Genomic DNA, 20,883 nt, shown 5'->3' on the forward strand with positions numbered 1-20,883 from the left:
AGATGCTGGAACTCATCCAAACCTATTGGCTGTATTTTCTGGTCGGGCAGTACCCCAACGGACCGCTGGGCGGCCTGGCGCTGACATTGATTCTGGCCGTCATGGGCCTGCTGCTGTCGCTGCCGCTGGGACTGCTGCTGGGCATGGCACGCATTTCGCCCTGGCGCATCGTGCGCTGGCCGGTCACGGCACTGGTGTACGTGGTGCGCGGCACGCCGCTGCTGATGGTGGTGTTCTGGGCGTATTTCTTTCTGCCCAGCGTGACTGGCCACAAGACCGACCAGTTCTGGACCATGCTGATTGCGCTGGTGATTTTTGATGCAGCCTACCTGGCCGAGATTGTGCGTGCCGGCATCCAGGGCCTGCCCAAAGGGCAGATGGAATGCGCGCGCTCGCTCGGGCTGCCCTATTTCAAGGCCATGCGGACGGTGATCCTGCCGCAGGCGATGCGCAACTCCCTGCCTTCGCTGGTCAACCAGTTCATCTCGACGATCAAGGAAACCTCGCTGGGCTACATCATCGGGCTGGCCGAGGTGACCTTCATCGCCACACAGATCAACAGCCTGGTGTTCACCAAGCCGGCGCAGGTATTCGGCATTCTGGGCATGACCTATTTCGTGCTCTGCTTCGGACTGTCGCGTTTTGCATTTTGGATTGAGAAGCGGCTGGAGCGCAAAGGCTTGGGCAGCCGCCGTGTAGAGAAAGTAGCCGCATGATTGAGCTGAAGAACGTGAACAAGTGGTATGGCGATTACCACGCGCTGGTCGATGTCAACGAGACGATTCCCACCGGAGAGGTGGTGGTGGTGTGCGGCCCTTCGGGCTCGGGCAAATCCACCTTGATCCGCACCATCAACCGGCTGGAGGAAATCCAGTCGGGCACCATCTTGCTGGACGGGCGGGATGTGCACGACCCCAAGTTGAATGTGAACCAGCTGCGCGCGGGCATCGGTTTCGTGTTCCAGCAGTTCAACCTCTTTCCGCACCTGACGGTGCTGGAGAACTGCACGCTGGCTGCGGTGCAGCTCAAGAAGATGACCATTGCTGAGGCCAAGGAGCGCGCGATGGAGCTGCTGCACCGCGTGGGGCTGGCCCACAAGGCCGAGGCAATTCCCAATCAGCTCTCGGGCGGCCAGCAGCAGCGAGTGGCGATTGCGCGTGCGCTTACGCTCAAGCCGCCGATCATGCTTTTCGACGAGCCCACCAGTGCGCTCGATCCCGAAATGGTGGGAGAGGTGCTGCTGGTGATGCGCGATCTGGCCAAGGACGGTATGACCATGGTCTGCGTGACACACGAGATGGGCTTTGCCCGCGAGGTGGCCGATCAAGTCATCTTCATGGACCAGGGCGCCGTGCTGGAGCGTGCCAGGCCTGAGGATTTTTTCCTGCGGCCACAGCACGCGCGCACGCAGAAGTTCCTGGCGGACATCCGCTCGCCATTTGACAAAGCCTGAGTCCTGCATTGTCTGCAACCACACTCTCATGACGACTGAGACTGTTTCCTCCCCCGTGGCCAGCCTGCCGGTGATCGATATTGCGGCGCTGGTCAATCCTGCTGCCGATGATGCTGCGCGGGCTGCAGTGGCGCACGCGATTGGCAGTGCCTGCCGCGAGCATGGCTTTTTCTATATCCGCCACCATGGCATTCCGCAGGAACTGATCGACCGCTTGCATGCGTTGAGCCAGGCGTTCTTCAGCTGGCCCGAAGAGCGCAAGATGCAATGGCGCATGGCCCTGGGAGGGCGCGCATGGCGCGGATACTTCAAGGTAGGAGGGGAGCTGACCTCGGGCTTGCCGGACTGGAAAGAGGGCTTGTACCTGGGCACCGAGCTGGCGGCCGAACACCCGCTGGTGCAGGCAGGAACGCCTGTCCACGGCCCCAACCTGTTCCCCGAACTGGAGGGCTATCGCGAAACCATTCTGCAGTACATGGATGCAGTCACCCAGGTGGGGCACCGTGTGATGGAGGGCATCGCATTGAGCCTGGGCCTGCCGGCTGGTTATTTCTCGCAGCGCTATACGGCAGATCCCCTGGTGCTGTTTCGCATCTTCAATTATCCGAGCATCGATGTTCCTGCAGGTGTGGACGCACCCTGGGGCGTGGGCGAGCATACCGACTACGGTTTGCTGACGATTCTGTACCAGGACCGGATCGGGGGCCTGTCCGTGCACACGCCAAGCGGTTGGGTGGATGCGCCGCCGCTGCCCGGTACCTTTGTTTGCAACATCGGCGATATGCTGGACCGCATGACGGGTGGCCTCTACAAATCCACACCGCACCGCGTCAGGCGCAATACTTCTGGCACCGACCGCCTGTCGTTTCCGCTGTTTTTCGATCCTAACTTTGAAGCGCGCGTGCAGCGCATCGATGGGCTGGCTGGCGCACCCGTGCGCGACGACAGCAGCGAGCGTTGGGACAAGGCCAATGTGCACGCCTTCAATGGCCGCTATGGTGACTACCTGCTTGCCAAGGTGTCCAAGGTATTTCCCCAGCTCAAGGACGAAGTGCTGTAGCCATTCGGAGCATCGCAGCCTCAGACCATCGCTGCCAACACACAAGAAGCCTGCGCATCGGCAGGCTTTTTTGCGTGTGGGTGAAGTGCCTGTCTGCTATGCCACCGCGCCGATGCCTAGCAAGGCCACGACCAGGAAGATCACGGTGATCACGATAAAGATATAGAACAGGATTTTCGCAATCCCTGCAGCGCCCGACGACACACCGGTGAAACCGAAAACGCCGGCGACCAGCGAGATCACCGCAAAGATAATGGCCCACTTGAGCATACAAACCTCCTGTGCAATGGAATGCATTGAGCTTAGGTGTTGGCTGGCGCGGTCTACGTGAGGCGATAGGGAGTATGGCGGTAGGTGTGTGCTGACAGAAATGCAGGTGGTGGGCGAGCAGTGGGCGGATTCGGCGGGTACCTGGGCTCAGGGGGGAGGCGATGAAGAGGGTGCGGTTGCACCAGTTGCAGGTGCCCCGGCAGGTTCGGTGGGCTCGGTCGGCAGCGGCTGTGGCGGCGCGTCCGTCCAGCGGCGCACCACTTTTTGAAAGACATGGGTGTTTGGAATCTGCAGAACAACGCGGTGCGCCGGGCCTGCAGAAAAGTCTTCCAGCGTGGTGTAGAGCATGTTGATGTCGACCACGCGGCCTTTGGCTCCGGGCTTGTCCAGCGCGTCCAGCACTTCGATGTAATCGCCCAGGCGGTAGGGCCGGACGGTGAAGATGAGCAGCGCGCAGAAGAAATTGGACAGCACGCTCCATGCGGCGAAGAACGCCACGGCACCCACGGCGGCAAAGCCTGAGAATGCTGTCCACAGCACAGTGGCACTCACCCCCAGCCGCTCCAGAATCAGCAAGATGGTGCCCCCGATGATGAGCCAGCGCACCAGGCCTTTGACCGGTACCACCAGCTCAAGCGGCCACTTGTAGTGCGCCGCCGCACGGTTGATGAGCTTGCGGGTGAGGTAGTGCAGTGCAATCGACAACAGCAGAACCAGGGCAATCTGAATGGCCGGAACAATGATGTCCATCCATTCGGAGGCCCAGGCGGGGATCAGCGCTTTGAATCGGTACATGGCAAAGGAATCAGGGAGAGGCTGTCGCTACAAAGGCATTACGGCAGCAGGGATGGCATGGCGGCAAGCCGCGCTGATGCGGGCGACGAACCGAGTGCATGGGTCGTCGATCAGCGCACAGGCAAGAACGCACGCTTACGCCACGGGCAGAGCGGTATTGTGGGCCCGGCTGGCCTCGTCGTGCCAGTCCACCAATGGCTGGGCTTCGGGCGCGATCCGGCTCTCGCCCAACTGGCTGACGAACTGGCAGGCGCTGTACTGCGCGGCCTTGTTGTCGTAGTAACGGCTCCAGCGCTCGCGGTCTGCGAGGTGCTTTTCAGTGGTTGGCCAGCGCCTGACCTGTGGGCTGGGACCTCCTATGCCCATGCGCCAGGGCTTGCCGCTGACACGGGCGCGAAAGCATTGCTGCTGCACGCACAGCCGCTGGTACAGCGGGTCTACCTGCAGGGCGGAAAACATGGCCTGCACATCGGCGTCGGCCGATTGCATGGGCCTGTGCGTGACGATGACGCGCAATCCTTTGGGCGTGCTGTAGAGACGCAATCCCCAATCAGGGTGCTGGGCGGAGAATGCCGTGATGCGCTGGATGGCAGCCTCGCGCGGGTCAGCCCGGTTGGCCGCGCTCTGGCGAGCGGTGAGGTAGCGCTTGAACCACAGCAGCAGCACCAGCGCGGCGATTGCGAGCGACACCCAGGCCACCATGCTCCAGCCCTGGGACTGCATCAGAAACCACCAGCCCAATGCCACGACGGCGAGGGTGCCCAAGGGGTGCAGGCTCGGGGGCGGGGCCTCCTTCGGATAGTCGACATCGGCGATGGCAACATGGGGCGTATTGAGACAGTGCGCGCCGTAGCTGTTGCGCGTCATGACGGTCTCGCCGCGTTGCTCCAGAATCTCTTCCCGGATCGGGGTCTCGCCATTGAGGCCATAGTCATTGAGGCCTTCCAGCCGCCGAAAGTGGCCGTCCAGATTGCGTAGCTTGGGCGCGGCGAGCGTCTGGTCCAGCGCTGCCTGCGCGCGTTCGCGGGCATGGGCTTCGGCAGCCTGCTGGCTTTCGTCGGACCAGCCCCAGCGTTGCACGGTCACGCCGTGGCGGATACCGGTCTCATGGCGCAAGCGCGTTTGCGCCCAGTAGTGTGGAATCTGCATGGCCGCCAGTATATCGGCCTCTCCAGCGGGGCTTGTGTGGCACACCTGCCGGTGAGATTCCGTAAGGATGCAGTGAAGGATGTATGAAAAATAGCTTCCAGCGCGTATTGATAAAGCGCTGGAAGCTATTGTTTTGGAAGCGTGCCGAGGAGCACGCCCTGTCTTACTGCTCGCGGCGCAGTGCAGGGAACAGAATGATGTCGCGGATGCTGGCGCTGTCGGTCAGCAGCATCATGAAGCGGTCGATGCCGATGCCGCAGCCGCCGGTGGGAGGCATGCCATATTCCAGCGCGCGCACGAAATCGTGGTCGTAGTACATGGCTTCGTCGTCGCCACCATCCTTGGCTGCGACCTGGGCGTTGAAGCGGGCCGCCTGGTCTTCAGCGTCATTGAGCTCGGAGAATCCATTGCCGAATTCACGGCCGGTGATGTACAGCTCGAAGCGTTCGGTCACCTCGGGGCGCTCATCGTTGGCGCGCGCCAGTGGGCTGATCTCGGTGGGGTGCTCCATGATGAAGGTCGGGTTCCACAGCTTTTCCTCGACCACTTCCTCAAAGTACAGCACCTGCAGGCTGGCCAGCGAGCGGGTGGACAGCTTGTCCTTTTCTTCCTTCATGCCCAGCTTCTTCAAGGCATTGGTCAGCCACTCGCGGTTGCCCACGTTCTCGCCTGCATCGGTGTATTTGACGATGGCCTCGGTGATGGTGAGACGCTCGAAGGGCTTGGCCAGGTCGACGGGTTTGCCGCCATAGGTGAGTTCCAGCGTGCCGACGGCCTTCATCGCGGCGTCACGGATGAGCTGCTCGGTGTAGTCCATCAGATCGCGGTAGTTCCAATAGGCCGCGTAGAACTCCATCATCGTGAATTCAGGGTTGTGGCGTACCGAAATGCCTTCGTTGCGGAAGTTGCGGTTGATCTCGAACACACGCTCGAAGCCACCCACGATCAGGCGCTTGAGGTACAGCTCGGGCGCGATGCGCAGGTACATCTCCTGGTCCAGCGCATTGTGGTGGGTGATGAAGGGCTTGGCATTGGCGCCACCGGGGATCGGGTGCAGCATCGGGGTCTCGACTTCGAGGAAGCCGTGCTCGACCATGAACTCGCGGATGCCGGAGACGGCCTTGGAGCGGGCCACAAAGCGCTTGCGCGCGTCTTCGTCGGTCATCAGGTCGACATAGCGCTGGCGCACCTTCTGCTCCAGATCGGCCATGCCGTGGAACTTGTCGGGCATGGGGCGCAGGCTCTTGGTGAGCATGCGGATCTTGGTGACCTTGATCGACAACTCGCCGGTCTTGGTTTTCATGAGCGTGCCTTCGGCGCCAATGATGTCGCCCAGGTCCCACTTCTTGAAATCGGCGTATTCTTCTTCGCCCACGGCATCGCGCGTCACATACAGCTGGATGCGGCCGGTAGCGTCCTGCACAGTGGCAAAACTGGCCTTGCCCATCACGCGCTTGAGCATCATGCGGCCGCCTACGCTCACAGCCACGGCCCGCGTTTCCAGTGCTTCCGCCTCGGTGGCATCATGCGCGGCAATCAAGGTCGCTGCACGGTCGGCTGGCTTGAAGTCGTTGGGGAAGGCCACACCTTTGCCTTCGCGCTGTGCCTCGCGCAGAGCTTTGAGTTTTTCGCGACGCTCGGCAATCAGTTTGTTTTCGTCCAGCGCAACGGGCGCTGTCTCTGGAGTGGTGTGGTTTTCAGACATGAAGCAAGCCAGCATCGCGCTGGTAAACGGCCAAAACCCGTCATTTTAAGTTTTTTGACCGCGCCTGCGTCCGTCAAAGCCGGAGTGCCCGACTGGGGCGCGGCTTTTCATGCCGTGGCAGGAGGGTTTTTGCATGCGTTTTTTGCCTTGATCCGCATAGAATAGCGCAATAATGCCCGTGTTCATTGGGCTTTTAGCTTCATTTTGTATAGCAATCAGGGCTTCGCCCTTGTGGAATTCCGATGCTTCACCAGATTTTGTCGTTGTTGCTCAATGTTGTCGGGGGCCTGTTGACGGGTGCCTGCCTGCTGCGCTGGTACATGCAGCACCAGCGGGTCTCGTTCAACAACCCGCTCGGTCAGTTGGTATTGGCACTTACCAGCTGGCTGGTGCTGCCACTGCGCAAGATCACCAAGGCTGTGCCGGGTGGGGACTGGGCCAGCGTGCTGGGCGCCTGGCTGGTGCAATGGGTGCAATTCCTGTTGCTGTGGCTGGTGGGCGGTGGCGTGGCTTCGGTGGCCGCCGTGTTCGTGGTGGCAACCATCGGCGTGGCCAATATCGCCATTTCCAGCATGGTGGTGATTCTGCTGGTGCACTGCGTGCTGTCATGGCTGTCTACAGGCAATGCCGTCATCCAGGCGGTGTTCTACCAGCTCACCGCTCCGCTGCTGCGGCCGCTGCGCAAGGTCATTCCGCTGGTGGGTGGGGTGGACTTGTCGCCCATTGTGCTGATGGTGTTACTGCAGATTGTGGCCATCGTGCTGGCGAATCTGCAGGCGCGATTGCTGGTGGCCGTGTAGACAGGAAATAGCGTGTTGGTTGTGTTCGGGGCATGAAAAAACCAGCCGTTCAGGCTGGTTTTTTAGTTGGTGCATGAAGCCGGTATCAGGCCACAGCGTCTGCCGGCAGGCGCTGGAGCATGGCCAGGCTGCTGGAAATGCGGTCGCGCAACTCACGGCGGTCGACGATCATGTCCACGCCGCCCTTTTGCTGCAGGAACTCGGCGCGCTGGAAACCTTCTGGCAGCTTGACGCGCACGGTGTTCTCGATCACGCGGGGGCCGGCAAAGCCGATCAGTGCATTGGGCTCGGCCATGACGATGTCACCCATGAACGCAAAGCCTGCGGACACGCCGCCCATGGTCGGGTCGGTCAGCACGCTGATGTAGGGCAGGCCTTTCTTGGCAAAGCGGGTGAGAGCGGCATTGGTCTTGGCCATCTGCATCAAGCTCAACAGCCCTTCCTGCATGCGGGCGCCGCCGGTGGCGGTAAAGCAGACGAAGGGCACCTTCTGTTCCATGGCGGTTTCCACGCCACGCACAAAACGCTCTCCGACGACCGAGCCCATGGAGCCGCCCATGAATTCGAATTCAAAGCAGGCCGCTACCAGGTTGATGCTCTTGACCGAGCCGCCCATCACCACCAGGGCGTCGGTCTCGCCGGTGTTTTCCAGCGCTTCCTTCAGGCGTTCGGGGTATTTGCGGCTGTCCTTGAACTTGAGGGCATCGACCGGCAGCACTTCCTGGCCGATTTCGTACCGGCCTTCGGCATCCAGAAACTGGTTCAGGCGCGCGCGGGCCGACATGCGGTGGTGATGGCCGCATTTGGGGCAGACGCTGAAGTTCTGCTCCAGGTCGGTCTTGTACAGCACCGCTTCGCATGCGGGGCACTTGATCCACAGGCCTTCAGGGATCTGACGGCGCTCCGCCGGGTCGGTGTGCTGGATCTTGGCGGGTAACAGTTTTTCTAGCCAGGACATGGTTCTTTCCTTTGCTTTTGCGCTCGGTGGGCCGCAGCACCAGAGTGCGAGCGGCCCGAGGGGCGCATTATGCGTCAAGCGCCTTGCGAACGCCGCGCAAGAAGTCTGAAACGATGGGAACGACCTTCTCGTGCGGCTGGGTTTCAATCAGCTGGATGATGCGCGTGCCGATCACCACCGCATCGGCCACCTTGCCGATGGCCTGTGCGGTCTGCGCATCCCGAATGCCAAAGCCCACGCCAACAGGGATGTGCACATGCTCGCGGATCTTGGGCAGCATGGCCTCGACTGCAGCAGTATCCAGCGTACCGGCACCGGTCACGCCCTTAAGCGAGACGTAGTACACATAGCCACTGGCCACGCGCGCCACCTGTTGCATGCGCTCTGGTGTCGATGTAGGGGCCAGCAGGAAGATCAGGTCCATGTCATGCTGGCGCAGATCGGCGGCAAAGGCTTCGCATTCTTCGGGCGGGTAGTCTACCACCAGCACCCCATCCACTCCGGCGGTCGATGCGTCGCGCACGAAGGCGCCTGCACCGCGAAGCTGGTCATAGCGCTCCACCGGGTTGGCATAGCCCATCAAAACGACGGGCGTGACACTGTCCTTCTTGCGGAACTCGGCCACCATGCTCAGCACCTGCGCAAGCCCAATGCCCAGCGACAGCGCCTTTTCGCCAGCCTTCTGGATCACGATGCCATCGGCCATCGGGTCGGAGAAGGGAACACCGAGTTCGATGACATCGGCGCCTGCTTCCACCATGCCGTGCATCAATGCGGGCGTGATGTCGGCGAACGGGAAACCCGCCGTGACGTATGGAATCAAGGCCTTGCGGCCGGCCAGTGTCAACTGGTCAAGCGTGGCTGCAATGCGGCTCATTTGGATGCTGCTCCTTTGACAGTGACGCCGCGGGCCGAAGGCTGGGTATAGAAATCCACGCCCGACAGGTCGGCAACGGTGCCGATGTCCTTGTCGCCACGGCCGGACAGGCTCACGAGGATGGATTGCTCTGGGCGCATGGTCTTGGCCAGCTTCATCGCGTAGGCGACGGCGTGGCTCGATTCCAGCGCAGGGATGATGCCTTCGGTGTGGCACAGGTAGTGGAAGGCGTCGAGCGCCTCCTGGTCGGTGATGCCGACGTACTGGGCTCGGCCGATTTCCTGCAACCAGGCGTGTTCGGGGCCGACGCCGGGGTAGTCGAGGCCCGCGCTGATCGAGTGGGTCTCGGTGATCTGGCCGTTTTCATCCTGCAGGATGTAGGTGCGGTTGCCGTGCAGCACGCCGCTGGAGCCGCGCTGCAGCGACGCCGAGTGTTTGCCGCTGTCCAGGCCTTCGCCCGCCGCCTCCACGCCGATCAGCCGCGTGTTTTCGTAAGGAATATAGGGGTAGAAGATACCCATGGCGTTGCTGCCGCCGCCCACGCAGGCAACGACGGCGTCGGGCTGCTTGGCCGCCATGTTCTGTTCCTTGAACAGTTGGGGCATCTGCTCCAGACATTCATTGCCGATCACGCTCTGGAAATCGCGCACCATCATCGGGTAGGGGTGCGGGCCCGCCACGGTGCCGATGATGTAGAAGGTGTTGTCCACATTGGCCACCCAGTCGCGCATGGCTTCGTTGAGTGCGTCCTTGAGCGTCTTGCTGCCCGACTCGACCGGCACCACGGTGGCGCCCAGCAGTTTCATGCGATAGACATTGGGGCTTTGGCGTTTGATGTCCTCGCTGCCCATGTAGACCACGCATTCGAGGCCGTAGCGCGCGCAGATGGTGGCCGTGGCCACACCATGCTGGCCAGCACCGGTTTCGGCGATGATGCGCGGCTTGCCCATGCGCTTGGCGAGCATGGCCTGGCCGATCACGTTGTTGATCTTGTGCGCGCCGGTGTGGTTCAAGTCCTCGCGCTTGAGGTAGATCTGCGCGCCGCCCATCTCGCGCGACATGCGCGCTGCGTGGTAGACGGGCGAGGGCCGGCCCACATAGTGCGACAGCTCGTACTGGAATTCGCACAGGAATTCCGGGTCGTTCTGGTAGCGGTCGTAGGCCTCGCGCAGTTCGGTGAGCGCGTGGGTCAGGGTTTCGCTGGCGAAGGAGCCGCCATAGGGGCCGAAGTGGCCTGCGGCATCGGGTTGCTGGTATTCAAACATGGAAAGGGTTTTGTGCAAGAAGTGCGTCTGCCGCACGCACGGCGGCGACGAACTGGTGGATCTTGTCGGCGTCCTTGGTGCCCTTGACGGGGTGGCCGTCGGGCCCGGTGGCTTCGACGCCGGAGCTCACATCAACCGCGAGCGAAATGCAGCGCGGCCTGACCTGCACAATGCCATCGGTCACGTTTGCAGGCGTGAGTCCACCAGACAAAACGAGATGAGAGGCTACGTTTGTTGGAAGCAGTGACCAATTGAATGCCTTGCCGCCACCACCGAATCCGTCGACATGGGCGTCGAGCAGAATGGCCTTGGCGTGTGAATATCGATGTGCGTATTCTACGAGGTCAAACTCTGCCGCAGCGTCGCCAAGGGGTATGCGCGCGGCCCGCAGGAATGCGCGGGCGCCGCCCGCCGTGGCGGCCAGGCACTCCTGCGGCGTTTCATCTCCATGAAATTGGGCAATGGCGCCCGGTACATGGTCGCAGGCAGCTATCACTTTTGAAGGCTCTTCGTTCACGAACAGCAGCACAGGTGTCACAAAGGCGGGCAGGCGCAGGGCCAACTCGGCAGCACGCTCCACGCTGACTGCGCGCGGGCTTTTGGCATACAGCACAAAGCCGATGGCGTCGGCACCGGCGGCCACGGCTGCGTCCACGTCGGCCTCGCGCGTCAGGCCGCAGATCTTGATGCGTGTGCGGGCGGGAATGGGGATTGTGTGCATCATGCTTCAGGCAAACCAGTCAAAGGAAACGGCCTGGGTGGGCAGGCCCCACTGTGCATCGTACTGGGGGCCGAGAAAATACAGGCCATCCGGTGAAAAGGTGGGGGCGGCCATTTCACGGCTTCTGGCGTTCAGCACTTCCTGCATCCATTCAGGGGGCTTCACGCCCTGGCCGATCATGATGAGGCAGCCCATGATGTTGCGGATCATGTGGTGGAGGAAGGCGCTGCCCTGAAAATCAAACCGCCAGTAGCACGAGGGCACGCCGTCGCGCGCGCTGCTGGGGCGCATCGGGCTGTGGGCGATGTCGATGGCATACAGCGTCTTGATGGGAGACTTGGCCTGGCAGCCTGCGGCGCGGAACGACGAAAAATCATGCTCGCCCAGCAAAAACTGCACGGCCTGCTGCATGGCGGCAAGATCAAGCGGCTGGAACACCCAGCCGACGCGGCCAAACTCGACACTCGGGCGCACCGGCGATTGCAGCAGCGCATAGCCATAGCGGCGCGAAGTGGCGCAGGCGCGGCTGTGAAAAGCCTCGGGAACGGCGCGCGCCCACTGCACTGCAATGTCCTTGGGCAAAAAAGTGTTGGTGCCGCGCACCCATGAGGCCTCGGCGCGCTCCACCGGCGCGTCGAAATGCACGACCTGCATCAGGCCGTGCACGCCGGCATCGGTGCGGCCGGCGCAGATGGTTGAGATGGGGGAAGCAGCGAAGCGGCCCAGGGCCGCTTCGAGATGGTCTTGGACGGTGCGGCCGGACGGCTGGCTCTGCCAACCCTGGTACGCCTGTCCGTTGTAGGTGATACCCAGTGCGATGCGCATGGCGCCGATCATAACTGGTGATGCCATGCTGGTAGCTGAGCAGGGGCCCTACCAGACCGGGCAAGGGCCGGGCGGCGGGCGAGGCATTCGAGTTGCGCTATTCTTGCCGCATGGCGCTGGCACCGATCCGGCGCGCATCTATTGCTGGAACCCTTCCCCCATGTCAGAGACTTTTCCCCCGATGGACGACGCGTTCATCACCCCCGACAAGCAGGTGGCGCAGCTGCGCATTCCGCCGCATTCGATCGAATCGGAATCGAGCGTGCTGGGTGGCCTGCTGCTCGACAACAACGCCTGGGACCGAGTGGGCGACGTGCTGGCCGAAGACAACTTCTACCGCCACGAGCACAAGCTGATCTTCACCGCCATCGCCAGCATGATCAACGCTGGCAAGCCTGCCGACGTGATCACTGTCTACGAACATCTGCAGGGGATTGGCAAGGCCGAAGAAGTGGGGGGGCTGGCCTATCTGAACCAGTTGGCGCAGTACGTGCCCAGCGCCACCAATATCCGCCGCTACGGCGAAATCGTGCGGGAGCGCTCCATTCTGCGCAAGCTGGTGACGGCCAGCGACGAGATCGCCACCAACGCCTTCAATCCGCAGGGCAAGACGGTGGATCGCGTGCTGGACGAGGCCGAGCAGAAGATCTTTGCCATTGGCGAAGAAGGCTCGCGCATGAAGCAGGGCTTCCAGTCGCTGGATACTCTGGTGGTCGACTTGCTTGACCGCGTGCAGGAGATGGCGGACAACCCGGTCGATGTGACTGGCGTGCCCACCGGCTTTGTCGACCTGGACCGCATGACCAGTGGCCTGCAGGCGGGCGACCTGGTGGTGCTGGCGGCGCGTCCGTCCATGGGCAAGACTTCGTTTGCGGTGAACATTGCCGAACATGTGGCGCTCAACGAAGGGCTGCCGGTAGCAGTGTTTTCGATGGAAATGGGCGCGGCCCAACTGGCGGTGCGTATCGTCGGCTCGATCGGCCGCGTCAACCAGGGCAATCTGCGCACTGGCAAGCTGACCGATGAGGAATGGCCGCGCCTGTCCGAGGCGATCGAGCGCCTGCGCACCGTCAGCCTGCACATCGATGAAACCCCGGGCCTTACGCCATCGGAGCTGCGCGCCAATGCACGGCGCCTCGCGCGCCAGTGCGGCAAGCTGGGCCTGATTGTGGTCGACTACCTGCAGCTGATGAGCGGTTCGGGCGGCGCATCATCGGACAACCGCGCCACCGAGCTGGGCGAAATCTCGCGTGGCCTGAAGATGCTGGCCAAGGAACTGCAGTGCCCGGTGATTGCGCTGTCGCAGCTCAACCGTTCGGTGGAGCAGCGCACCGACAAGCGGCCCATGATGTCCGACCTGCGCGAATCGGGCGCCATCGAGCAGGACGCGGACATCATCATGTTCATCTACCGCGACGACTACTACAACAAGGAGAGCAACGAGCCCAATGTTGCCGAGGTCATCATTGGCAAGCAGCGTAACGGGCCAACGGGCACGGTCAAGCTTTTCTTCCAGAAGAACCAGACCCGTTTCGAGAACCTGGCCGTGGGCGCAGACGATTATTGATGGCGGACCGGGCGCGGCCGGGTGTATTCAAAAACAATAGCGGAAAGTGCCTTACCAGCTTTGCTTTCAGATAAGAAGATGTCTAAAAGCGAATGGAGATAGCCGCTATCAGCTCTCCTTTTAGACCCAGGTGCGTGGCAGCTCGGTAAGGCGCCGCGGGGCTATTCTTCTCTAGAGCCCGCTTTGCTGGCTCTGCGCCACCACCCAGCTCTCAAAGGCCTGCAATGCCTGCGATGGCTCACGGTAGGTGGGGTAACTGAACCAGTAGCTTTGCGTGCCAGGCGAGGTATGGCTGTGGGCTGGCACCACCTGGCCGGCATCCAGCGCGGGTTGCACCAGCACCTCGGGCACCAGGCCCACGCCCAGGCCGGCGCTGGCCGCCATGATCACCATCGAAAACAGCTCGTAGCGTGGCCCGCGGGAGGCCTGCACCGAGTAATCCCAGCCCAGTTGCGCATACCAGTCGCGCCAGGCGTTGGGGCGGCTTTCCAGCCCGATGTGGACGAGATGGCGCCAATCTGCCTCCGCACCCAGCGCGTATTGCTCCGCGTACGCCGGGCTGCACACGGGGATGCAGGCACCATCTTGTGCAATGCGCTGGCCCTGGGTCTGGGCCCAGAGGCCGTCGCCCGAGTAGATGGCGCCGTCAAAACCGCTTTCCTCAAAGGCAAATGGCTCCGAGCGCACCGACAGGTGCACATGGATATCAGGGTGCAGCTTGGCAAAGGCGGGCAGGCGTGGCACCAGCCATTGCGTGGCAAAGCTGGAGACGACGGCCAGATGGATCGCATAGCCCTGGGCGCGGCTGTTGGCGATTTCCTGCGTGTCGCGCTCCAGGCCGTTGAGATGCAGGCGCACCCGCTGGGCATATCGTTTTCCCGCATCGGTGAGCATCACGCGGCGCTTGTGCCGCACAAAAAGCGGCACGCCCAGGCGGTCCTCCAGCGCCGCCACATGGCGGCTGACGGCGCTGGCGGTCAGCGCCAACTCGTTGGCAGCACGGGAAAAATTGCCGTGACGGGCTGATGCCTCGAAGGCCATCAACAGCCCGATGTTGGGGATCGCGTTGCGCATAGGGGTAGGTACTTTGTTCGGAAAACGCAATATGTCTGGCTATTTTCGCATTTTGCTGTTCCTGATTGTTCACATAGCATTTTTAGCTATTGATGGTCTGTGGCCCGGCAGGCGGCAGACCGCGAACCCCAGCCTGCAACGCACCAGAGCAGTGCGGACGGCACAACAGGAGACATCACCCATGCCAATGACCAAGACCCATCGCCTCGGCTCCCTGACTGCCATTGCCGCTGCCACCCTCCTGGCAGGTCCGGTGAATGCCCAGACGGCACAAACCGTCAAGATCGGACACGCCGCGCCGCTGTCGGGGCCCATGTCGCACTGGGGCAAGGACAATGAAAACGGCATCCGCATGGCAATCGAAGAGCTGAATGCCCAGAAGATGGTGATTGGTGGCAAGCCCGTGCAGTTCGAGTTGAAATCCGAAGACGACCAGGGCGATCCCAAGCAGGCTGTGGTGGTAGCCAACCAGATGGTGGATGGCGGCGTGCAGGCCATGCTGGGCCACTTCAACTCGGGCGCGGCCATTCCGGCGGCGCCCATCTACAACAAGAAGAGCATTCCCAATCTCTCGCCCGCCACCAACCCTGGCTTTACCGAGCTGGGCTACAACAATGTGTTCCGCGTGCTGGCAAGCGATGCCGATGTGGGCGCGGCGCTGGCCGAGCTGGCCGTGAACAAGCTGGGCGCCAAGCGCTTTGCCATCATTGACGACCGCACGGCCTACGGCAAGGGCTCTGCCGACGATTTCTCCAAGCGCATCAAGGCCATGGGCGCCGAGGTGGTAGCGCAGGAGTTCACCACTGACAAGAGTGTGGATTTCTCCGCGATCCTGACCAATATCCGTGGCAAGAAACCTGATGTGATCTTCTATGGCGGCATGGATGCCCAAGGCGGCCTGATCGCCAACCAGATGAAGCGCCTGGGCGTCAAGGCCAAGCTGATGGGCTCGGACGGTCTGTGCACTGCTGAAATTCTCAAGATCAGCCAGGGCGCAGTCAACGATGTGCTGTACTGCAGCCGTGGCGGCGAAGAACTGGCCAAGCGCCCCAAGGGCGCAGACTTTGCCAAGCGCTACCATGACCGCTTCAAGGCCGAGGTGCTGACCTATGGCCCCTTCATGTATGACGCGATGATGGTGGTGGCCGCTGCCATGAAGAAGGCCGATTCCACCGACCCCGCCAAATACCTGGCTGCCGTGCGCGATGTGAACTATGAAGGCGTGACCAATACCTTCAACTTTGACGACAAGGGCAACCTGAAGAACCCCGGCGTCACGGCCTATGTGTACAAGGACGGCAAGCAGACGCAGATTTCCTACAAGTGATGAAGGGCTGACCGCCCACGGTTTATAGTGAAAACCACTGCTTGCGCGCACCTACAGGGCGCAGGCAGCTTCTTTTTTGATAGTAGGCCTGCCAAGGCCAAAGCGTAAGGAACGACGAGCGATGAGCACATCCACCACCCGTTTGAACGAGATCTGCAAGCAACTGGCGCTGGATCTGAAACCCCTCTCCGGCAATGACATCACCAGCCGTTCACCCGCCGATGGCGCCACGCTGGCAACGCTGAAGGCGCACAGCGCCGAGCAGGCGAGCGCTGCCATTCAGTCCGCACACAACGCCTACCTGCAATGGCGCACCGTGCCAGCGCCCGTGCGTGGTGAGCTGGTACGCCGTTTTGGCCAGACCCTGCGCCAGCACAAGGCCGCACTGGGCGCACTGGTGTCGGTTGAAGCGGGCAAGATCACCTCCGAAGGCCTGGGCGAAGTGCAGGAGATGATCGACATCTGCGACTTTGCCGTCGGCCTGTCGCGCCAACTGCACGGCCTCACGATTGCCAGCGAGCGCCCTGGCCACCGCATGATGGAAACCTGGCACCCCATGGGTGTGGTTGGCATCATCTCGGCCTTCAACTTTCCCGTGGCCGTGTGGTGCTGGAACAGCGCCCTGGCCCTGGTGTGCGGCGATGCCGTGGTGTGGAAGCCTTCCGAGAAGACCCCGCTCACCGCCGTGGCCTGCCAGCACCTGCTGGAAAAGACCATTGCCGAATTCAACCAGGAGCAGCCCGGTGCCGTGCCAGCTGGCATCAGCCAGTTGCTGATTGGTGCCCGCGACGTGGGTGAAGTGCTGGTGGACAGCCCGCTGGTGCCCATTGTCAGCGCTACCGGCTCGACCCGCATGGGCCGCCAGGTGGGCGTGAAGGTGGCTGAGCGCTTTGGCCGCTCGATCCTGGAGCTGGGCGGCAACAACGCGATGATCGTGACGCCATCGGCCGACCTGGAGCTGGCCGCACGCGCCATCACCTTCGCCGCCGTGGGAACCGCCGGCCAGCGCTGCACCACCTTGCGCCGCCTGATCGTGCACAAGAGCATTGCCGACCAGTTGGTGGCGCGCCTGGAAAAAATCTACGGCAGCGTGACTGTGGGCGACCCGATGACCGACGGCACCCTGGTGGGCCCGCTGATCGACAAGGCATCGTTTGATGGCATGCAGGCGGCCCTGGCGCAGGCCAAGGCAGAAGGCGGCACCGTGATTGGTGGCCAGCGCGAACGCGAAGACCTGGGCGCAGACGCCTACTACGTGCGCCCGGCCCTCGTGAAGATGCCGGCGCAATCGAAGGTGATGGAACACGAAACCTTTGCCCCAATCCTGTACATCGTCACCTACGACGGCAGCTCGGAAGACGCGATTGCCCTGCAGAACGCGGTGCCACAGGGCCTGTCGTCGGCCATCTTCACCAGCGACCTGCGCGATGCGGAGCGCTTCATGTCACCCGCAGGCAGCGACTGCGGCATTGCCAACGTCAACATCGGCACTTCGGGCGCAGAAATCGGTGGCGCCTTCGGTGGCGAGAAGGAAACCGGCGGCGGCCGTGAATCGGGCTCTGACGCATGGAAGGGCTATATGCGCCGTGCGACCAACACCATCAACTACAGCGGCGCGCTGCCGCTGGCGCAAGGCGTTCGCTTTGATGTCTGACGGCACCTGCTGAACCGCTGCGCAGCGTCCCTCGCTCTCCTGTGGGCGGGGGCGTTCTTGGCGGTGGCTCGGTGGCGGGCACGCCCTGGATTGAATTTGTGATCTGTGATCTTTGATCTATGCAAGAACTTCCTATCGTCATCGTTGGCGGTGGTGCCATTGGTAGCGCCATCGCCTATTTTTTGACCCTGCAGAAGCCCGGCTTGCCGGTGCTGGTGATCGAGCGTGACCCGAGCTATGCGCAGGCCTCGTCGGCGCTGTCGGCCAGCTCCATCCGCCAGCAGTTCTCCACGGCCATCAACATTGCGCTGTCGCAGTTCGGCATTGGCTTCTTGCGCAACCTCAAAACGGAGCTGGCCGTTGGCAGCGACCAGCCCGACATCGGCCTCGTGGAAGACGGTTACCTGTACCTGGCGACCCAGGCAGGTGAAGCCGTGCTGCGCGACAACCATGCGCTGCAGCGCGCACACGATGTGGATGTGGCGCTGCTGGACCCCGAAGCGCTCAAGGCCCGTTTTCCGTGGTTGAACGTTGACGACATCGTGCTTGGCTCGCTGGGGTTGTCGGCAGAAGGCTGGTTTGACGGCTACCTGCTGATGCAGTCGCTCAAGGCCAAGGCGGTGTCGCAAGGCGTGAAGTACCTGCGGGCCGAAGCCGTGGGTGTTGCGCACTCCAGGCACGACGGCGTGGCCCATGTGGAAGCCGTGCTGCTCGCAGACGGCACGCGCATTGCCTGCCGCGCCATGGTGAACGCTGCCGGTGCCTGGGCCAAGCCCGTGGCCGGCTGGCTGGACATCGATCTGCCCGTGCACGGCAAGCGCCGCACGGTCTTCAACCTGTCCAGCCCTGCCAAGCTACCCCGTTGTCCGCTGCTGATCGACCCCTCGGGCATCTGGCTGCGGCCGGAAGGCCATGGTTTCATCGCCGGTTTCTGCCCCGAAGAGGGGGATGACGGCAACGACATTCCGCTCGACGTGGAACACGACGCCTTCGAGAACTTTCTCTGGCCGACGCTGGCCGAGCGCATTCCGGGTTTTGAGGCGCTGCGCGTGGAAAGCGCCTGGGCGGGTTACTACGAGATGAATTTGTTCGACCACAACGCCATCATTGGCCTGCACCCCAGCTGCGACAACGCCTATTTTGCCAATGGCTTTTCGGGCCATGGCCTGCAGCAGAGTCCGGCGGCTGGCCGTGCAATTGCCGAACTGGTGCTGACCGGGCGCTACCAGACCCTGGATGTGAGCCCGCTGGGCTGGGAACGCCTGTTGCGCAATGAACCGTTGCTTGAGAAATGCATCATCTGAACCAGACACCCCGGCGTTGCCGGGTGACATAAATCAAAGGGGCTGAGCACCATGCGGAGTATGGTGTCCGGCCCTTTTTCATTGGGTTGCCCCAAAGTGAAAACGCCACCCTCAGAGGGGGAGCGGCCACACGAAGTGGGTGAGCGTGGGGAGCAATTTTTCATCGCCGGGCCGCCCCCAAGATGAAAAGCGCCCCTCTCGGAGGGGGAGCGGCCACACGAAGTGGGTGAGCGTGGGGAGCAATTTTTCATCGCCGGGCCGCCCCCAAGATGAAAAGCGCCCCTCTTGGAGGGGCAGCGGCCACACGAAGTGGGCAAGCGTGGGGAGCAATTTTCTTTCGATTTCAACAAGGAGACAAAAATATGACGCAGGCAAATATCCAGCGCACTGGCGGTCAACTGGTGGTGGACCAGTTGGTGATCCATGGCACCCAGCAGATATTCACCGTGCCGGGCGAGAGCTTTCTGGCCGTGCTGGACGCTCTGTACGATGCACCCATCGACACCACCATCTGCCGCCAGGAAGGCGGTGCAGCAATGATGGCCGAGGCGCAGGGCAAGCTCACCGGCCGTCCCGGCATCTGCATGGTGACACGCGGCCCGGGCGCCACCAATGCGTCGGCCGGGTTGCATGTGGCAATGCAGGATTCAACGCCGATGATTCTGTTTGTCGGCCAGATCGAGCGCAGCGCACGCGACCGTGAGGCCTTTCAGGAGCTCAATTACCGCGCCGTCTTCGGCCCCATGGTGAAGTGGGCAACCGAGATCGATGATGCGGCGCGCGTGCCCGAGATCATTGCCCGCGCATTTGCCGTATCCACCAGCGGCCGCCCCGGCCCGGTGGTGATCGCTCTGCCCGAAGACATGCTGCGCGATACCGTGTCGGTGCCTGATGCCAGGCCGTACCAGGCGGCACCCGCCAACGCCGCAGATGCCGATGTGCAGGCCGTGGTCGCCAAGCTTGCCGCAGCCAGCAACCCCATCATCATTGCAGGCGGCTCGCGCTGGAATGCGCAGGCCCACCAGGACATCGCAGCCTTTGCTGCCGCCCATGCCGTGCCGGTGGCTTGTTCCTTTCGCAGGCAGATGGTGTTTCCGGCCAACCACCCCAATTACGCGGGCGATGTGGGTCTGGGTGTCAACCCCAAGCTGATAGAGCGCGTCAAGCGCGCCGATCTGGTGGTGCTGCTGGGCGGGCGCATGTCCGAGGTGCCGTCGCAGGGTTACAGCCTGCTGGGCATTCCTGCATCGCAAGGCCAGCAGTTGATCCATATCCACCCCGATCCAGACGAACTGGGCCGCGTGTACCAGGCCGATCTGGCCATTGTGGCTGCGCCAGACAGCTTTTGCGCAGCGCTTGCCAGCCAGCCTGCGGCGCACGCCAGCGAGGCGCGCCGAGAGCTGGTAGCGCAGGCCCATGCGGATTACCTGGCCTGGAGCAATCCGGCGCCCATTCAGGTGCCGGGCAATTTGCAGATGGGCCAGTTGATGGCGCATGTGCGCGAAGTGCTGCCCCCTGATACCGTGTGGTGCAACGGTGCAGGCAACTTCGCCACCTGGGTGCATCGGTTCTGGCCCTTTACCAGCTATGGCAGCCAGCTCGCGCCCACCAGTGGCAGCATGGGCTACGGCTTTCCGGCTGCAGTGGGCGCCAAGCGGCTGTGGGCCGATCGCAGCGTGGTCTGCATTGCGGGCGACGGCGATTTTCTGATGCATGGCCAGGAGTTTGCAACGGCCGTGCAGTACCACTTGCCCGTCGTTGTGCTGCTGATCGACAACGGCATGTACGGCACGATCCGTATGCACCAGGAGCGTGACTACCCCAACCGCGTGAGCGCCACGGAGTTGCGCAACCCAGACTTTGTGGCCTACGCCAAGGCTTTTGGCGGCAATGGCATGCGCGTGGACAGTACAGAAGAGTTTGCCCCCGCCCTGGCAGCCATGCGCGCCTGGGCGGCCGAACACCAACTGCCGGTGATCGTGCATTGCAAGCTGGATCCGCAGGCCATCACGCCCTCGCGCAGCCTGGACCAGATTCGCGGTACTGGCGTCTGACGACCTTCTGCCACTCGGCCATAGA

Annotated in this window: 19 protein-coding genes; 9 read left to right on the forward strand and 10 right to left on the reverse strand. The window is 62.4% G+C overall.

Translation table 11 applies throughout. The annotated features are described in order from the left end of the window. Nucleotides 1-2: 2 nt before the first annotated feature. From ACH2DG_RS06550 to ACH2DG_RS06560, 3 genes are read left to right on the forward strand one after another with little or no spacing between them, the layout of a single operon-like run. Nucleotides 3-716, forward strand: a complete 714-nt coding sequence (locus tag ACH2DG_RS06550) for an amino acid ABC transporter permease (RefSeq protein ID WP_395024922.1) — start codon at nt 3-5, stop codon at nt 714-716. Further along, nucleotides 713-1,453 (forward strand): amino acid ABC transporter ATP-binding protein, encoded by a 741-nt coding sequence (locus tag ACH2DG_RS06555; protein ID WP_395024924.1) that lies wholly within the window; start codon nt 713-715, stop codon nt 1,451-1,453. The genes ACH2DG_RS06550 and ACH2DG_RS06555 overlap by 4 nt, the downstream gene beginning before the upstream one ends. A 28-nt stretch (nt 1,454-1,481) precedes the next feature. Then, nucleotides 1,482-2,513, forward strand: coding sequence for an isopenicillin N synthase family dioxygenase (locus ACH2DG_RS06560; RefSeq protein WP_395024925.1), 1,032 nt, complete (start codon nt 1,482-1,484; stop codon nt 2,511-2,513). A gap of 96 nt (nt 2,514-2,609) precedes the next feature. Here the strand turns inward: ACH2DG_RS06560 and ACH2DG_RS06565 are convergent, their stop codons facing one another. From ACH2DG_RS06565 to lysS, 4 genes are all read right to left on the reverse strand, one after another. Continuing rightward, nucleotides 2,610-2,783: a DUF1328 domain-containing protein gene (locus tag ACH2DG_RS06565; protein ID WP_224151527.1), complete on the reverse strand. Its 174-nt coding sequence runs from the start codon at nt 2,781-2,783 to the stop codon at nt 2,610-2,612. Between the two features lie 147 nt (nt 2,784-2,930). Continuing rightward, nucleotides 2,931-3,578, reverse strand: a complete 648-nt coding sequence (locus tag ACH2DG_RS06570) for a mechanosensitive ion channel family protein (RefSeq protein ID WP_395024926.1) — start codon at nt 3,576-3,578, stop codon at nt 2,931-2,933. Nucleotides 3,579-3,713: 135 nt separating this feature from the next. Continuing rightward, a complete protein-coding gene (locus ACH2DG_RS06575; protein ID WP_395024928.1) occupies nt 3,714-4,727 on the reverse strand; it encodes a hypothetical protein in 1,014 nt (337 codons plus the stop codon). Nucleotides 4,728-4,890: 163 nt separating this feature from the next. Continuing rightward, nucleotides 4,891-6,432, reverse strand: coding sequence for a lysine--tRNA ligase (gene lysS, locus ACH2DG_RS06580; RefSeq protein ID WP_395024929.1), 1,542 nt, complete (start codon nt 6,430-6,432; stop codon nt 4,891-4,893). Nucleotides 6,433-6,674: 242 nt separating this feature from the next. Between lysS and ACH2DG_RS06585 the strand changes: the two genes are divergently transcribed. Beyond that, nucleotides 6,675-7,232: a YggT family protein gene (locus ACH2DG_RS06585; RefSeq protein ID WP_395024930.1), complete on the forward strand. Its 558-nt coding sequence runs from the start codon at nt 6,675-6,677 to the stop codon at nt 7,230-7,232. Nucleotides 7,233-7,317: 85 nt separating this feature from the next. Here ACH2DG_RS06585 and accD read toward each other — a convergent pair whose 3' ends face one another. From accD to truA, 5 genes are all read right to left on the reverse strand, one after another. Then, entirely contained in the window at nt 7,318-8,190 is an 873-nt protein-coding gene (accD, locus tag ACH2DG_RS06590; RefSeq protein WP_395024931.1) for an acetyl-CoA carboxylase, carboxyltransferase subunit beta, read from the reverse strand. A 67-nt stretch (nt 8,191-8,257) separates the two neighbouring features. Beyond that, on the reverse strand, nt 8,258-9,067 hold the full coding sequence (gene trpA / locus ACH2DG_RS06595; RefSeq protein WP_395024932.1) for a tryptophan synthase subunit alpha: 810 nt from the start codon (nt 9,065-9,067) through the stop codon (nt 8,258-8,260). Beyond that, entirely contained in the window at nt 9,064-10,332 is a 1,269-nt protein-coding gene (trpB, locus tag ACH2DG_RS06600) for a tryptophan synthase subunit beta (RefSeq protein ID WP_395024933.1), read from the reverse strand. Before trpB ends, trpA begins: the two co-directional genes overlap by 4 nt. Next, nucleotides 10,325-11,056, reverse strand: a complete 732-nt coding sequence (locus ACH2DG_RS06605) for a phosphoribosylanthranilate isomerase (protein ID WP_395024935.1) — start codon at nt 11,054-11,056, stop codon at nt 10,325-10,327. Before ACH2DG_RS06605 ends, trpB begins: the two co-directional genes overlap by 8 nt. Before the next feature lie 3 nt (nt 11,057-11,059). Next, nucleotides 11,060-11,878, reverse strand: coding sequence for a tRNA pseudouridine(38-40) synthase TruA (gene truA, locus ACH2DG_RS06610; protein WP_395024991.1), 819 nt, complete (start codon nt 11,876-11,878; stop codon nt 11,060-11,062). A gap of 160 nt (nt 11,879-12,038) precedes the next feature. On the opposite strand from truA, the gene dnaB reads away from it, so the two are divergent. Then, nucleotides 12,039-13,445 carry a replicative DNA helicase gene (gene dnaB, locus ACH2DG_RS06615; protein ID WP_184706758.1) on the forward strand — a complete coding sequence of 469 codons (1,407 nt, stop codon included), beginning with the start codon at nt 12,039-12,041 and terminating at the stop codon, nt 13,443-13,445. A gap of 171 nt (nt 13,446-13,616) precedes the next feature. Here the strand turns inward: dnaB and ACH2DG_RS06620 are convergent, their stop codons facing one another. Beyond that, entirely contained in the window at nt 13,617-14,519 is a 903-nt protein-coding gene (locus ACH2DG_RS06620; RefSeq protein WP_395024936.1) for a LysR substrate-binding domain-containing protein, read from the reverse strand. Between the two features lie 181 nt (nt 14,520-14,700). Between ACH2DG_RS06620 and ACH2DG_RS06625 the strand changes: the two genes are divergently transcribed. From ACH2DG_RS06625 to ACH2DG_RS06640, 4 genes are all read left to right on the forward strand, one after another. Then, a complete protein-coding gene (locus ACH2DG_RS06625; protein ID WP_395024937.1) occupies nt 14,701-15,846 on the forward strand; it encodes a branched-chain amino acid ABC transporter substrate-binding protein in 1,146 nt (381 codons plus the stop codon). A gap of 121 nt (nt 15,847-15,967) precedes the next feature. Then, the gene (locus ACH2DG_RS06630; RefSeq protein WP_395024939.1) at nt 15,968-17,500 is read left to right on the forward strand and encodes an aldehyde dehydrogenase family protein; all 1,533 of its coding nucleotides are present in this window, start codon (nt 15,968-15,970) and stop codon (nt 17,498-17,500) included. Between the two features lie 119 nt (nt 17,501-17,619). Beyond that, entirely contained in the window at nt 17,620-18,804 is a 1,185-nt protein-coding gene (locus tag ACH2DG_RS06635) for an NAD(P)/FAD-dependent oxidoreductase (RefSeq protein ID WP_395024941.1), read from the forward strand. A gap of 362 nt (nt 18,805-19,166) precedes the next feature. After that, nucleotides 19,167-20,858 carry a thiamine pyrophosphate-binding protein gene (locus ACH2DG_RS06640; protein ID WP_395024942.1) on the forward strand — a complete coding sequence of 564 codons (1,692 nt, stop codon included), beginning with the start codon at nt 19,167-19,169 and terminating at the stop codon, nt 20,856-20,858. Nucleotides 20,859-20,883: the final 25 nt, after the last annotated feature.

This window comes from Comamonas odontotermitis, from assembly GCF_040396735.1.
GTDB classification, from domain to species: domain Bacteria; phylum Pseudomonadota; class Gammaproteobacteria; order Burkholderiales; family Burkholderiaceae_C; genus Comamonas; species Comamonas odontotermitis_C.